This is a genomic window from Streptomyces sp. NBC_01197, from assembly GCF_036010505.1.
GTDB lineage: Bacteria > Actinomycetota > Actinomycetes > Streptomycetales > Streptomycetaceae > Streptomyces.
This window is the reverse complement of sequence record NZ_CP108569.1, coordinates 784,644-799,683: the sequence shown is the minus strand read 5'-3', so window position 1 is coordinate 799,683 and position 15,040 is coordinate 784,644. Positions and strand designations below refer to the sequence as shown.

Annotated in this window: 12 protein-coding genes and 1 pseudogene; 5 read left to right on the top strand and 8 right to left on the bottom strand. The window is 67.6% G+C overall.

Annotated features, from left to right (window positions below):
• Positions 1-197: 197 nt before the first annotated feature.
• A complete protein-coding gene (locus OG452_RS03595; protein ID WP_327294142.1) occupies positions 198-641 on the bottom strand; it encodes a MarR family winged helix-turn-helix transcriptional regulator in 444 nt (147 codons plus the stop codon).
• A gap of 335 nt (positions 642-976) precedes the next feature.
• Between OG452_RS03595 and OG452_RS03590 the strand changes: the two genes are divergently transcribed.
• The 4 genes from OG452_RS03590 (at position 977) to OG452_RS03575 (ending at position 4,375) form a co-directional block, all read left to right on the top strand.
• On the top strand, positions 977-1,750 hold the full coding sequence (locus tag OG452_RS03590; protein ID WP_327294141.1) for an SDR family NAD(P)-dependent oxidoreductase: 774 nt from the start codon (positions 977-979) through the stop codon (positions 1,748-1,750).
• 179 nt (positions 1,751-1,929) lie between these two features.
• Complete coding sequence (locus tag OG452_RS03585) at positions 1,930-2,796, top strand: NAD(P)H-binding protein (RefSeq protein WP_327294140.1); 867 nt, start codon at positions 1,930-1,932, stop codon at positions 2,794-2,796.
• Between the two features lie 32 nt (positions 2,797-2,828).
• Positions 2,829-3,443, top strand: coding sequence for a hemerythrin domain-containing protein (locus OG452_RS03580; protein ID WP_327294139.1), 615 nt, complete (start codon positions 2,829-2,831; stop codon positions 3,441-3,443).
• Between the two features lie 176 nt (positions 3,444-3,619).
• Positions 3,620-4,375 (top strand): SDR family NAD(P)-dependent oxidoreductase, encoded by a 756-nt coding sequence (locus OG452_RS03575; protein WP_327294137.1) that lies wholly within the window; start codon positions 3,620-3,622, stop codon positions 4,373-4,375.
• 643 nt (positions 4,376-5,018) lie between these two features.
• On the opposite strand, the gene OG452_RS03570 is transcribed toward OG452_RS03575, so the two are convergent.
• Together OG452_RS03570 and OG452_RS03565 are read right to left on the bottom strand one after the other, a co-directional pair.
• Complete coding sequence (locus OG452_RS03570) at positions 5,019-8,645, bottom strand: serine protease (RefSeq protein ID WP_327294136.1); 3,627 nt, start codon at positions 8,643-8,645, stop codon at positions 5,019-5,021.
• A gap of 39 nt (positions 8,646-8,684) precedes the next feature.
• Positions 8,685-8,987, bottom strand: a complete 303-nt coding sequence (locus tag OG452_RS03565) for a trypco2 family protein (protein WP_327294135.1) — start codon at positions 8,985-8,987, stop codon at positions 8,685-8,687.
• A gap of 772 nt (positions 8,988-9,759) precedes the next feature.
• Here OG452_RS03565 and OG452_RS03560 point away from each other — a divergent pair.
• Positions 9,760-10,419, top strand: a complete 660-nt coding sequence (locus tag OG452_RS03560; RefSeq protein ID WP_327294134.1) for a GNAT family N-acetyltransferase — start codon at positions 9,760-9,762, stop codon at positions 10,417-10,419.
• Between the two features lie 39 nt (positions 10,420-10,458).
• On the opposite strand, the pseudogene OG452_RS03555 reads toward OG452_RS03560, so the two are convergent.
• The 5 genes and pseudogenes from OG452_RS03555 to OG452_RS03535 all read right to left on the bottom strand — a co-directional run.
• Positions 10,459-10,572: pseudogene (locus tag OG452_RS03555) on the bottom strand (VOC family protein); the annotation flags it as partial.
• A gap of 31 nt (positions 10,573-10,603) precedes the next feature.
• On the bottom strand, positions 10,604-11,287 hold the full coding sequence (locus OG452_RS03550; RefSeq protein ID WP_327294133.1) for a LutC/YkgG family protein: 684 nt from the start codon (positions 11,285-11,287) through the stop codon (positions 10,604-10,606).
• A complete protein-coding gene (locus tag OG452_RS03545; protein WP_327294132.1) occupies positions 11,284-12,708 on the bottom strand; it encodes a LutB/LldF family L-lactate oxidation iron-sulfur protein in 1,425 nt (474 codons plus the stop codon). The genes OG452_RS03550 and OG452_RS03545 overlap by 4 nt, the downstream gene beginning before the upstream one ends.
• Positions 12,705-13,448 (bottom strand): (Fe-S)-binding protein, encoded by a 744-nt coding sequence (locus tag OG452_RS03540; protein ID WP_327294131.1) that lies wholly within the window; start codon positions 13,446-13,448, stop codon positions 12,705-12,707. The genes OG452_RS03545 and OG452_RS03540 overlap by 4 nt, the downstream gene beginning before the upstream one ends.
• Positions 13,448-14,953: a rhamnulokinase gene (locus OG452_RS03535; protein ID WP_327294130.1), complete on the bottom strand. Its 1,506-nt coding sequence runs from the start codon at positions 14,951-14,953 to the stop codon at positions 13,448-13,450. The genes OG452_RS03540 and OG452_RS03535 overlap by 1 nt, the downstream gene beginning before the upstream one ends.
• Positions 14,954-15,040 lie beyond the last annotated feature (87 nt).

Sequence of the window (15,040 nt, the reverse complement as noted above, 5' to 3'; positions counted from 1 at the left end):
CAGACGTTGTCGTTCATGCCTCACTCCTTGTTTGAAAGATGTGTTGCGTGGCAGCCACGCAACTATCGTCAGGGTAACTGACGAACAAGTCGATAAAGCTGACTACATCAAGGTGGAGTCGAAGCTTGCTGGCGCCCGCAGGACCCCCTGCGGCTCGGGGTGGACGGGAATCGAGGTCCGGCTCGGAGCGGTCGGGTCTACCGTGCGTAGGGGTCGGTGATCTCGCGGAGTTGCTCCAGGATCTGGTGCAGCAACGTGAAGTTGCGGGTGCCCAGGTAGGCCTTCCACTCCGAGAGGATCTCGTCGAGTGTCGCCGAGGCCACCTCGACCGCCCGCTTGCCGCGTTCCTCGATCACGATCAGCCGGGCGCGGCCGTCGGTGGGATCGGGGACCCGGCGGACGTAGCCCAGGCGTTCCAGCTGGTCGACCAGCACGCCGGCGCTCTGCTTGCTCATTTGTGCCTGGTCGGCGAGGTCCGTGAGGCGCGAGCCGTCCGGGGCGACGCGCTGGAACACCCGGCACTGGGCGAGGGTCCAGTCGTCGAACCCGGCATCCTGCAGGGCCTGGAACATCCGGTCCTCGGTGTACCGGTACGGGATGAACAACGACACCCCTAGATCAACCCGCTGCTCGTCGTTCATACCGCTCTCGGCTCCATTGCCCGCTTGATGCCACGAGGTTCACACCCTACGGCAGCCGCCGCCGGGCCGGATCGCCGCAGACTCCGGCCCCTGCCCCGTCCCCCGCCCCTGCCCCGGCCGTGGCGGCGCGTGCGCGGCTCAGTGCTCGCCGCGTTCCGCACACGTCGCCCACTCCTCGGTCATCTCGCCCGGGTTGCGGTTGCCGTCGGCGTTGCCGTATGACTACAGTAGTAAATGTTCCTGACTAAATCAGCTGGCGGCTCCATGAAGGGACGGCCGATGCGACCCCAGGGCTGTTCACATCCCGACAAGACAGAGAGGGCGCGGGTAGCGCGATGACATCGACATCAAGCCTGGCAGGCAAGCGAGTCCTGGTCACCGGAGGCAGCAGCGGAATCGGCGCCGCGATCGTGCGTCGGCTCGCTGCCCAGGGAGCCACGGTGGCGGTCAACTATCGATCCGATCAAGAGGCGGCCGAGGCGCTCGTCGGCGAACTCCGCGACAGCGGGTGTGCCGCGTCGGCCTTCCTGGCCGATATCGGTGACAGGGCGCAGACCCACGAGCTCGTCGGCGCGGTGGTGTCCGAGTTCGGCGGCCTGGACCTGCTGGTCAGCAATGCCGGGGTCGAGCACTTCGGAGCGCTGGAATCCATCACGCAGGCCGACTTCGACCGCCTCTTCCAGACCAATGTGGCCGGACAGCTGTTCGTCACCCAGGCGGCGGCAGCCGCGATGACCGACGGTGGCCGTATCGTGCTCAGCTCCTCGGTCAGTGCGCGCCTGGCGGTCCAGCAACACGCCCTGTACGCGGCGAGCAAGGCCGCCATTCCGGCCATGGTGCGCAATCTCGCCCCCGAGCTGGCCGAGCGGAACATCGCCATCAACGCGATCGCCCCAGGCGCCACCGCCACCCGCATGGCCGGCTATGCCCCCAACTACGTCCACCCCGCCCTCGCCGATGTGCCGTTTCCCGCGCTTATCCGCTCCATGAGCGCACTCGGCCGGTTGGCCCAACCTGACGAAATCGCCGCCGTGGTCGCGTTTCTGCTCTCCCCGGACGCATCCTTCATCACCGGCGTCACCATCGAAGCCGACGGCGGCTGGAACTGACTGACACACCGGCACTCGGCCGTCACGCAGGATTTTGAGCGTCGGAGCCGGTCGTATCGGCCGCCGGTAGGGCGGGCGGGGCGCCTCTGGCGCGGCGGGTCTGCCACTCGCCGCGCGGCACCGGTGATTCGCCCACGCCGCAGTGCACTCACACCGAACACTTGTCGAAGGGAAATACCATGTCCACTGTCATCACCGGAGCCTCGGGTCACCTCGGCCGGCTCATCGTCGATCAACTCCTCGCCGGCGGAACGCCGCCGGAGCAGATCGTGGCCACCGGCCGGGACACCGGCAAGCTCGCCGACCTCGCACGGAACGGGGTCATAGTGCGACGCGCGGACTTCGCCGACCCGGGCACCCTCGACGACGCTTTCGCGGGTGCCGACGCGATGGTGCTGGTTTCCACGACGACGGTGGGGGAGCGGTTCGACAACGCCCGCAACGCCATCGACGCGGCGCGCCGGGCGGGTGTCTCCCGCATCGTTTACACCAGCATCCTCAACGCCTCGACCGCGCAGATGATGCTCGCTGACGCCCATCGCCGCACCGAGGAGTACCTGCGTGACAGTGGGTCGCCGTTCGTCATCCTGCGCAACGGATGGTACCTGGAGAACTACACCGACCAGCTCCCGGTGATCACCCAGTACCACGCACTGCTGGGCAGCGCGCAGGACGGGCGTGTCAGTGCGGCCGGCCGACGTGACCTGGCCGCGGCCGCGGCCAGGGTGCTGACGCAGGACGGGCACCTCGGAGCGACCTACGAACTCGGCGGAACGCCGTTCACACTGACCGAACTCGCCGCCACGTTCAGCGATGTCCTGGACACTCACATCGCCTACCGGGACATGCCGGCCGCCGACTACACCGCGACTTTGACGGGCGCCGGGCTGCCTCCGGAGATGGCCGCCGCGGTGGCTGACGCCGACGCCGGGCTGGCCCGCGGAGAGCTGTTCACTGACAGCGACGACCTGGTCAAGCTCATCGGCCGGCCGGCGATCACGGCCTACGAAGCCGTCCGGAACGCGGCCGTCGAGGAGTCACGATGAGTGCTTCCGGGCCAGGCGTCGACACCCACGAGATGGTGCTGATCCACCGCGTCCTCCGGCGCGAGTTCGGTCAGCTTCCACGGTTGTTTCGCGCCGCGGCCGGTGACCGTGCGCGATCCAAGGTCCTCGGTGCGCACGCCCGGGAGATGCTGACTTTCCTCCGCACACACCACACCGGCGAGGACGAACTGCTCTTTCCGCTGCTGCGCGAGCGCGCAGCCCTCGATCCGGAACTCATGGACCGGATGGATGCGCAGCACGCCCAGGTCGACGACGCGGTCATGGCCATCGACGCGGAGTTGCCGGCGTGGACGGCGAGCGCGGACGCTGCCGCGGGCGAGCGGATGGCCGCGCGCATCGACGCCATGATGCCGGCACTGATCGAGCACCTGGCCGAGGAGGAGCAGGAAATACTGCCGATCGTCTCCGTCACACTGACACAGAGCGAATGGGACGCACTCGGCAAGCACGGCATGAGCGCGATCCCCCTCACGCGGCGGCTGGTCATCCTCGGCCACATCACCGAGGAAACCGATGACGCGGAACGGCGAAGGTTCATGAAGGTCCTCCCGGCCCCGGCTCGTGTCGCCTACAAGCTGATCGGCCACCGCCAGTTCACCCGCGAAACCAGCTTGATCCGCGGCTGACCCGCCCCACCACGCGACACCACACCACCGAACGCCCGCACTGACCGTGGTGCCGAGCCCGCAACACCACCAGCGGACCAGCAAACCGACGCGTCGAACACAGGGAACACCCTCAAGACCAAAACACAAACGCCCACCAGCACACCCGACATCAACGGCACCAACAAGGAGAGTCAATGGCAGAGCAGGATCTCGCGGGGCGCACGGCACTCGTGACCGGTTCGACCAGTGGAATCGGCGAGGCCACGGCCAAGCAACTCGCCGAACACGGGGCACACGTGATCGTGGTCGGCCGTCGCCGGGAACTCGGAGACGGTGTCGTCGCCGCGATCCGCGCGGCCGGCGGCAAGGCCGATTACGTTCGCGCTGAACTCAGCGACGCGGCGTCGGCCCGCGACCTGGCCCAACGGGCACTGGAGACTTCCGGGGGCCAGATCGACATCCTGATCAACAACGCCGGGACGGGGGTGTTCGGTCCGACGGCGGAGACGCTGGAGGAGAACTGGGAGATGATGTTCAACACGAACCTCAAGGGTCACTTCTTCCTCGTCGCTGAACTCGCGCCGAAGATGGCCGCTCGCGGCAAGGGCGTGATCGTCAACACCTCGACGATGGTCGGCCAGCTCGCCGTTCCGGGCATGGGGGTCTACGGCGCGACCAAGGCCGGACTGAACCTGCTCACCAAGTCCTGGGCCGCGGAGTTCGGCCCGGCCGGTGTCCGCGTCAACGCGGTCAGCCCCGGAACCACCAGCACCCGGAAAGTCGTCGACGTCATGGGCGACGGACTCGACGAGCTCGGAAAGCAGGCCCCGCTCGGCTACGTCGCCGACGCCGACGAGATCGCCGACGCCATCGTGTACCTGACCACGGACAAGTCCAGCTACATCACCGGCGCGATCCTCAACGTCGACGGCGGCCGTACCGCCATCTGACGACGGCGCCTCCGGACGGCGGGGCTGTCAAGGGGCCGTCCCGGTCCAGCGAATCCCTCCCCGCGTGCCCTGGCCGCTCCGGACTGGTACACCCCACTCCATCACGCCGGCACGATCAAGCAGGGAACGCGCGTACTCGTGCCCCTCGCACGATGACTTGCCTGCAGGCCGCGGACGCCGCATTCTTTCTCGACGTCCATGCGGCGTACCGATTGCACGACATCATTCGGCGACTCGACGGCAGGAGCGGAATAACCGACCGATCTCTCCGTGGTGATCACCCGCCTGGAGAGCTGGCGGACTGGCAGCCGCTCGATGAGGAACAGAGGTGCAGCAGTGATTCCTGGCAATGGCAGGACACCAGGACACCATCCGCGAACTCAGGTGCAAGGTTCCCAGTCTTGCGCCGTGGCAGGCCCTGGCGGGCCAGTCACGCGACCCGGCTGCGGCCCTTGGACGCACGCGTCACGGACATGCCCCGCGGGGACCAGTTGGGGGCCAGGCGCCAGCGCCCGCGACGCTTCTTGACCCAGTCAAGGTTGCGCTACCCGTCACAAGTCGGCAGCGTGGACGGAGCTTCTGCCGATAGGTGGATTCGGCCTGGTAGACAGCGGCAGCCTTGTCGTGGAGGCTTCGAGGCCGGTCAGTACTGGGCAGACGGTCCTGAGTCGGCTCCGAGTTGTTCCCTCGAGGCGTTGGGCCGCGTTTCCGCGTCGAGCGCCGAGCGGAGGCGATCTGCGTACGGTAGGTCTCCGTGCCGGGTCAACCAACCGGCTGCCAGGCGCATCACGTGGATTCTCTGGCTCGGCGAGAGCGCCGGGAGAGACAGCAGATCCTCGATGACCAGACGTACCTTCGGCCCCATGTCGTGCTCCTCGAGCCAGCTCAGGGCGCTGTCGACGGCGCGGGATCGTCGGTCCTCGTCAAGGGCCGGGTGGCGCAGGACACCGGAGAGCAGGGAGCGGGACTTCATCGACCGGTCGGTGCTCAGACGGTCCAGAGCGATGTCGATGCCGGTGTGTGCCTGCTCGACGGACAGGTCTGGGCGTGTGAGGAAGGAGGCGAGCACCGGACGCTGGACCTTGCCTCCGTGGCAGTCGAGCCACCGCAGGCTGACGTCCGCGAGGGACCGTGCCTGATCGCGCGTCAGCCCATCGAGCTGGCTGAGCATGACGGCCATGAGCACGTGATTATCTGGGTGTGCGAGGAGCGCGGCGCATCCGAGACGGATGGCACGCTGTAGCTGGGCGGACGGTAGGTCCGGCACGCGCAGGAGGGCGCTTAGAACGGAACCGAACGCCTCTTGCTCCGGGTGGCTGGCGAGCCACGTGAAGGCAAGCGTGACGGCGGTCCGAGCCTGGTCCTGGGTGAGTTCCTCGCAATGGATGAGGAGACGAAGGAGTATAGCCGGGACGGACCGGGCGTCAGGTTGCAACCTCAGCCGGTGCAGGAGAAGGGCGGCGGCGTCCGCCACGCTATCGGCGGACAGCAATGTACCCAGGACGCGGGAGCCTGTCGGGTGGTCGGCAGGGCCCTCAGCCGCCCACCAACGGGCGACGGCGATCATCCTGGGACGCAGCTCTGCCGGGCACCCGTCCGTGGACAGGAGTCTTTGCACGACCCGGCCCGTGCTCGGGTAAACCTGTCCCGTCTCCAGCCAGTCAATTGCGCTTCGGATCAATGTCGCGCGGTCCGGGTCCGGGAGGTGGTCCACTTCGAGCAGAGCGCACAGTTCCGGACCGATGTTCAAACCCGGGCGCAGACCAGAACGCAGCCACACGAGGCCGTGGTCCACGAGCTTCCGGCGGGCGATCGTGTCGATGTCCGCACGCTGCAGGAACGCACGGATCACGGATGCGACTCCGAGGGACCGGTACGGAGTGAGCCACGCCAGTACGCCCGCGACCACTCTCTCCAATCGATCCCCGGAGTGGTCCATGCCGAGCAGGCGTTTCAACAGTGCGGGCGTATGGCGCCAGTCGGGCCGGGAAGGCACCCAGGCTAGGGTGCAGTCGACCACCAGATCCTCGGTCCTCGGCGAAAGGCCGGGGCGCTCGACCAGTGCGAGCAGAAGATGTTCCGTGTCGGTCTGTCCGCCCCGGCGAACGAGCCATCCTACGGAAGCCTCGACAAGGAACGCGGGAGCGGGATCCATGCCTCTCAGGGCGGCGGTAAGGAACGGCTGTGCGGTGTGGTCGGCCTCGGCGCGGGAGAGCCAGGGAGCAACCAGCCTGTTCCACGCAGAGCGGTCGAACCCTTGCCACGGCCGGCTCGTCACCATCGTCAGCAGCGCCTGGCCGCCGGCGTCACCGGCGCCCGCCAAGAGGTGGCTGAGTGGATCCACCTGGGCCGTGAGCCATTCCCCGCAAAAGCGTTCCAGGGCAGCGATGCGATGGGCGGGGCCATGCGCTGCCATGTCGACGGCCAGCCGTCGGAGATGGCCGGTGAATACGGAGAACGTACGTGCATGCCGCGTGAACGCGTCAAAGAGGGCACCTGCAGCGGCTGCGTCGATGCTCCATCCGGGAGAAGGCATCAGTGACTGCAGTAGGAGTTCGTCGGTGACGATGTCGTGCACCACGACCAGCTGACCGCCAACCTCATCGAGCCACCCAAGAGAGATCAGCGTGTCGACGACCCGCCGCCCTCCGAACGGAACGGCCAGCCCACAAGCCACCGTGAGGAACGTGTCGATGGCCTGTTCGACGACCATCCGGGGCTGTGGGCTCGCCGCGACCGCCACGGTAAAGGCCAGCTGCTCGATGGCAGGGGTGGTGATACCCAACGGGGAGGGACTGAGTGCGGGGCTCTCGGCGAGCGCGTCCCGGCGCATGCCCTCGCGCAGCCAGTCCAGCAGCTCGCCGGGCCGGACCGATGCCGCCACCCCCGGCGTGTGCTGGGCCAGCCCCTGCTCCTCGATCGCCCGCGCGATCAACAGCGCGATCACCGGGCGTCGGCCGCAGATCTGGGACAGCGCCCCGTTCCCCCATCGGCGCACGGTTTCAGGTGCCGCGTGGCGGACTACCTGGTCGATGATCGCGGATTGGTGCGGCCAGTCCTCTCGTACATAGATCTCGTCGAGTACTCGGCTGCTGCCGCGGAGCTTAACCGTGTGCAGGGATCCGGGCCGCACGGAGGCCAGGCATGCCACAGTCACGCCGTGTCGCTTGGTCTCCGGGATCAGCACTTCGGCGAGGACACGCAGGTCGACCTGTGGGCAGGCGTCGAGGTAGTCCAGTATCAGCAGCACCCGTCGGCGGGCGCACGAGAAGATAAATGCGGCCACGTCGTCGACCGTCACGGCGCTGTCGGGCTGGACGTGCAGGACTTGCCAGCCCGCGCGGTCCGCCCGGTGCGCGACCTCGAAGCACGTTCGCGTCTTGCCCGATCCGGCTGGTCCGATCAGCAGTGCCCCTCGTGAACGGCCAGTGCTCAGCCGGGCGAACAGGTTGTCCGGATGCGATGTGTGGTCCCTCCCCGGATGGATGAAGGGCAGATGCTCCTCGTCGAGATAGCTGCGTCGTCCGAGAAGGCGCCGCATGACCTCGGCATGGGTGCGTACGCGGCCGCGCAGGGCTGGGGCGAACGGTGTCGGTACGATGTCCCCTGACCGTATCGGCTCTACCTTGTGCTCGGCCAGCAGCCGCACGAATTCAGGATCTCGGGATACCTGGGAGAGGTCGGTCGCGGTGAGGCTCGCCGCGCCGGATGGAACGTGGTGGCTCGTGCACACCCCGACGAGAACGCCGTCTTGCGTGATGACCCCTGCCCCGGACACCCCCTGCCAGGGAGATCCGCTCGACTCTAGCGGCGCAGGGCTGCTGAGGGACAGCTCCATCTCGTGGCCCCCCAGGAAGGAGCCCAGAAGGATCGACCCGGTCAACTGACGGGTTTTCGGCACAGCCTGACGCGACGCATGGTCGGGGAACCCGATCGCGATGAACGGTACCGACTCCACGCTTCGGGGCAGGACGCCCCACCGGGCGGGAGGGATGACGGGCCCGCCCTCCATGAGAACGAGGAGGGCGAGGTCCACCTCGTCGATCCGGTGCCGCAGTACCGCGGTGACCTGAAGCCTCTGCGTCGACTGCCCGGGAAGTCTCACCTCATAGCTGTCACCGAGCTGGGTAAAGCCGTGGCCAGCGCAGATGGCCAGTCGTGAGGCGAGCATGAAACCGGAAGCAGTGAAACGAGGGGCGCCGTCAGATCCGCGGCGCACCACCATGGCCACACGCTCCAGGGGCTGCTGCGAGGCGATCAGATCAGCCACAGCGGACACCACTCTCGGGGGACCGACTCATCCATGAGGTCAGTCCTCCAGAACGGCTCCACGCCCAGAGTCTGTCAGGACCGAGCCGCCGCTGGCCGTCTCGGCCGCGAGTTCCAAAGACACCGTGTGCGTGGCGGAGACGCCGCCGGCCGTCTTACCGCCAGCCGACAGCACCCAGAACTTGACCCCGCCCTGGGCCTCCGCCGATGCCGTCACCGCGACCTGTACGTCTAGCTTCACCGACTGCACTCGAAGCCGGACCGGTTGGCCCTCGCTGTCCGCCATCGCCTGCGCTAACTCACAACGCAGTGCCTTGATGGTCTCCGCCAGGCCGATCTCCACCAGTCCCCCTCTTCTGGACCGTTGCCGTCGCCATCGTGCCCGTGCGGTGATGGTGGCGGATCGGCCTACGTGATCACCGATCATGATAAACGGTCGAGCCGAAGATGTTCGAGCTCTGCTTGATGCGGTCTGCATCCGGATGCCGCTAGGAATCCGCATTGGACGCGCCCGGCGCCACGACGAGTCCCGAACGCGAGCACGTCGCAGTACGTCTCCAGGTCGTGTCCGGAGTCGAGCCGATCGATCAGCTTGCCTAGCCCTTCCATGCGTGAGATCGGACGGCGGGCCTGCGTGTGTTTGGGAGACCGGTCTGTAAGCCCGTGGCGTGCGCGGCGCGGTCGATCCGTCCGGGCCCCGGGTAGAACCTTGGGGTGACGACCTTGGTGACCAGTTGGGGACCAGCGCTGGTGCCCACAGGTGCGCGACAAGCGCATTCACGCACGTTGCTAGCCCTCAAATGGCATCACATGGACTCATTGTGGGCCTGGGATAGCTATCTAGGGGCCAAGGGGGCGCAGGTTCAACTCCTGTCGTCCGACGGGAGTTTGCTCCACTGTCGCAGGGCAGGGCCTTATTTCACGAGAGTGGAGCGGGGCCACGCCCTTTTTCAGGGCTTGCCTCTTCACAACTTCTCACCACGACGGTGATCATAGGCGTCGGGCTAAGCAGGTACGGGCGTTGAGTTCAGCGGCCCCCGAGTGGTCCCGTGATCAACCGTAGGCACCGTGGAAAACCGGATGCGGCGCCCGGACCGGCTGGCTACAGTCCGGGCGTGGCCCATACCTATCCCCCGCTGAACGTCGAAGTCCGCACGCCGCGCCTGACGCTGGCCGGCGCGTCCGACGAACTGCTGGAACGTCTCGTGCCGCTCGTACAGGCCGGGGTGGCCGACGCCGAGCCGTGGCCGTTCGACGACCCGATCTCCTTCTACGCCGACAGCCCCGAACGCGAATGGCAATGGCTGCGCGCCATCTGGGCCGGGCGCGCCCGGGTGAGCCCGGATTCCTGGCGGCTGTACTTCGCCGTGCTCGTCGACGGAGAACCGGTCGGCATGCAGGATCTCATCGGCAGGAACTTCACGCGGTTCGGCACGGTGTCCAGCTTCTCGTGGCTGACGCCGGGCAGCCGAGGACAGGGGCTCGGCAAGGAAATGCGGGCGGCGGTCCTGCAGTTGGCCTTCGTCGGGCTGGGCGCACGCGAAGCCGGCAGCGACGCCTTCGTCGACAACGAAGCGTCCAACCGCGTTTCCCGTGGCCTGGGTTACACACCGAACGGCACGGACTGGGACACCCGCCGCGGTGAGCCCGCGCGGATCCAGCAGTGGCGGCTCACTCGGGACGCCTGGGAACGGGTCCGCCGGGACGACATCGAGCTGACCGGCGTCGAGGAATGCCTGCCCGTCCTGGGCATTGGCCGGGGCGTACCGTCCTGATCATCCAGGGCGACGCCTGCGCCGCCGCCGTCGGCGGTGCGCGTACGGGTCGTCCTCCGCATCGAACTGCGGCTTCATCCCCAATACGTCCCGGTAGAAGCGGTAGCAACTGGTGAAGTCCGCAACAAGAAGGCGGATCTGGGCAAGTTCCATCAACGTCCCTTCGGAGAGCGGCAGCGCGAGCTCAGCTGACGGAGAGCAGGACCACCTCCAATCTACGTGGGCCATGCACGCCTTCGACACGGTCCAGTTCGATATCGCTGGTGGCCGATGGACCTGAGATCCAGGTGAGTGGCCGTGCCGGATCGAGCCTTGGCATGGCCTGCGGAACGGACGCGACGACCTGGTCCGGTGCCCGTACGACACAGATGTGGAGGTCGGGCACGAGGGTCAGTGCGCGCCGGCCCTGGCCGGGTCCGGTATCGAGAACGATCGTCCCGGTCTCGGCGATGGCCAGGGCGCACCCGGTGATGACGGCGTCGATGGCGTCGAGCTGCTTCGGAGGGAGTCGGCAGCCGACGCTGTCATGGTGCTGTTCGACATGTGTCATGGAGAGCCAGGGCGCGGGCAGACCCTCAGGGACAGCGACGCTGCGAGCACCGTGGCGTCCGAGCAGCTCTCCGATCACACCTGGAAGCTCGGTGGCCGCACAGCGCCGGACGACGGCCCGGTAGTCGACAAGGTTCTCGTGCAGCAGGTCGAGCACGGTGGCCGGCTCGTCGGCCGTGTGGGAGGTGAGGTAGTCGCATTCGATGCCGGCGGAGGCCGAAGCGTTGTGGGCGTCGGCGTTGTGGGCGTCGGCGTTGTGGGAGAGAGCGCTGCGGACCCGGGCAAGGATGCGTTCGCGGGAGTCGGGCTCGGTCGTCATGGGCGGTTCTTTCTCCACCAGTCGCGGAACGGTTCGGCCGGCATGGGCGGCAGGTCACGGCTGTTCGTCCACTGACCGGCACCTGGCCCGGGTAGCTTCTTGGGGTGAAACCTGCGTGTCTTCGCGGCGACGCGCTCGCCGGCGGCGAGTGCGCCCGGATGGTTGAGGACCCATCCGGCTGCTCTGATCGCAGCCTTTTCCAGGCGGTGTCCCCGACCGCCCTCATCGGCTACTCGTTCCCGCAGATGGACCAGCACCTCCGGGATGTCGATGGCGACCGGGCACACCTCGTAACAGGCTCCGCAGAGGGACGACGCATAGGGCAGAGAGGCGTCGATCTCGCTTGTAGTGCCCCGCAGTTGCGGAGTCAGGATGGCGCCGATCGGGCCCGGGTACACCGACCCGTAGGCGTGGCCGCCGGCCCGCTCGTACACCGGGCAGACGTTCAGGCAGGCCGAGCAGCGGATGCAGCGCAGTGCCTGGCGGCCGACCTCGTCGGCGAGGGTGTCGGTGCGGCCGTTGTCCAGCAGGACGAGGTGGAAGGCGCGCGGGCCGTCCTCGTCGGTGGTGCCGGTCCAGGTGGAGGTGTACGGATTCATGCGCTCGGCGGTCGAGGAGCGGGGGAGGGTCTGCAGGAAGACCTCCAGGTCCTGCCAGGCCGGCACGATCTTCTCGATGCCCACGACCGAGATCAGGGTCTCGGGCAGGGTGAGGCACATCCGCCCGTTGCCCTCGGACTCCACCACCACCAGTGTGCCGGTCTCTGCGACCACGAAGTTGGCACCCGAGATGCCGACCTTGGCGCGCAGAAACTTCTCCCGCAGGTGCAGCCGCGCCGCCTCCGCGAGCTCGGCTGGCGTGTCGGTCAGTCCGTCGGGCGCCGGCCGGCCCCACTCGCCCATCTCGGCACGGAAGATGTCCCGGATCTCGGCGCGGTTGCGGTGGATCGCCGGCACCAGGATGTGCGACGGCCGGTCCTTGCCCAACTGCACGATCAATTCGGCGAGATCGGTCTCGTAGGCGGCGATACCCTCCGCTTCGAGGGCCTCGTTGAGGCCGATCTCCTGCGTGGCCATCGACTTGACCTTGACGACCTCCGACTCGCCGGTCTCCTTCACCAGCCGCGTCACGATGCGGTTGGCCTCGTCCGCGTCGGCGGCCCAGTGGACGATGCCACCCGCCGCCGTGACCGTCTCCTCCACCTGCACGAGATAGCGGTCGAGATGCCGGAGTGTGTGGTCTTTGATGCGCTTGCCGGCCTCGCGCAGGGCCGCCCAGTCGGAGAGCTCCGACACTGCCTTCTCCCGCTTGGCACGAATGGTGTGAGTGGCATGGCGCAGATTGGCGCGCAGCGTCACATCGTGGACCGCCCCGCGGGCGGCCTGCGGGAAGGTCGGCATACCGATGAATGTTCCACTCATACCAGCGGCTCCTCTTCCGTGCTGGCAAGGATCTCCGCGATATGAATGGCACGCTGCGGAGCGTCCTGGCGGCGGAGGATGCCGCCGATGTGCATCAGACAGGAATTGTCGGCGCCGCACAGCACGTCTGCGGCGGTGGACCGGGCATTGCGTACCTTGTCCGCGCCCATTGCCGCGGAGACATCGGGATTCTTCACGGCAAAGGTGCCGCCAAAGCCACAGCATTCGTCGGCCGCGGGCAGCTCCACGAGCTCCAGCCCCTCGACGTTGCGCAGCAACCGGTAGGGCCTGTCACCCAGGGCCAGCATGCGCAGGCCGTGACAGGACGGGTGGTAGGTCACCTTGTGCGGGTAGTAGGCGCCGGTGTCTGTCACACCCAGTACGTCCACCAGGAATTCGGTCAGCTCGTACGTTCTCGGAACCAGCGACCGTGCGGCCCGGGTCAGTTCCTCGTTTCCGCTCCTGCGCGCGACGCGAGGATAATTGTCCCGGACCATTGCCACACAGGACCCTGAGGGGGTCACGATGTAGTCGTATCCCTCAAAGGCCCGGCCCATGCGGCGCACCAGGGGCTCAGTTTCGCGGCGGTAGCCCGTATTGAATTGCGGTTGTCCGCAGCACGTCTGGGCAGCGGGGAAGTCCACGCTCACTCCCAGTCGTTCGAGTACTTTCACCGTGGCGATGGCCGTGGACGGGTAGATCGCGTCATTGACGCACGTGGCGAACAGGGCTACACGCATCACAGCTCCTTTCCCGGCTGGGCGATACGAGCTTCTGCCGCGTTCCAGGCCGCCTGTTTCCCGCGGGGCGTGTAGTGGCGCAGCTCCTGTGTGCGGGCGACGAGTTGACGCATGTCGTGCAGGTCGCCGACACGGTGTGCGGCGCGGGCCTGGACGAGGATGTTGCCCAGTGCGGTGGCCTCAGTGGGACCGGCGATCACGGGCAACCCGGTGGCGTCTGCGGTGAACTGGCACAGCAGTTCGTTGCGGGAGCCACCGCCGACCAGGTGGATCTGACTGATGTCGCGGTTGGCGAGCTCCGCGGCTTGGCGCAGGGTGCGCCGGTGAGCCAGCGCCAGGCTTTCCAGGATGCAGCGGACCATGGGGCCCTCACCCCGGGGGACGGGCTGTCCTGTGCGGCGGCAGTATGCCGCGATCCGTTCCGGCATGTCACCGGGCGGCAGGAACTCCGGCGCGTCGGGGTCGATGATGCAGGCGAACGGCTGGGCCCGGGCGGCGTCGGCGAGCAGCGCCGGGAGGTGCGTCGGCCGGCCATGGGCCGCCCAGGTGCGCCGGCACTCCTCCAACAGCCACATTCCCATGACGTTGCGCAGGTAACGGATGGTCCCGTCGATGCCGCGCTCGTTGGTGAAGTTCGCCTCGCGGGACGCCTCGTTGACTACGGGTGTTTCCAGTTCGAGCCCGGCCAGCGACCAGGTGCCGCAGGAGATGTATGCGAAGTGGGGCTCGGTGGCGGGGACCGCGGCCACCGCGGACGCCGTGTCGTGGGAAGCGACCGTCGTCACGGGGGTGGCGGGGTCCAGACCGGTGTACTCGGCCACGTGGGGCAGCAGGGTTCCGGCCGGATCACCGGGGGAGCGCAGCGGCGGCAGCAGTGAGGGGTCCAGAGACAGGGCGTTGAGTACGTCGCCCGACCAGGTCCCGGTGTGAACGTCGAAGAGTCCGGTGGTGGAGGCGTTGGTCTCCTCGGTGCCCATGGACCCGGTAAGCCAGTGCGTCAGCAGGTCAGGGATGAGCAGCAGGGTGCGTGCGGCGTGGAGCTGGGGCCTGCCTGCGGCAGAGGCGAGCTGGAAGACGGTGTTGAAGGGCAGATGCTGCAGCCCGGTGATCCGGTACAGCTCCTCCGGCCCGATCTTGGACCAGACACTCTCGGCTGCGGTGTCCGTACGGCTGTCCCGGTAGTGGAAAGGGGGGCCCAACAGGCCACCGTCGGCAGCGAGAAGTCCGTAGTCCACGGCCCAGCTGTCCACACCGATCGAGGTCAGGCATCCGTCAGTGGCGCGGGAGGCTGCGCGCAGCCCGTCGACCACGCCCTGATAGAGGGCGAGTGCGTCCCAGTGCAACCCGTCGGGGAGCCGTACCGGTGTGTTCTCGAATCGGTTCAGCTCGGTGAGTTCGAGGCGGCCCGGTGAGAGATCACCGAGGATGACGCGCCCGCTGGTAGCGCCCAGATCGGCCGCAGCGAAGCAGGCGGGGGGCGCAAAGCCGGGTGTGCCGATGGACATGTGGTGGCTCCTGCGCGGATGCGGTGGTGAGGTCGGAACGAGGGAGAGGGAGCGAGACGTGTGATCGTCGTTGGCCGGATGTGGATG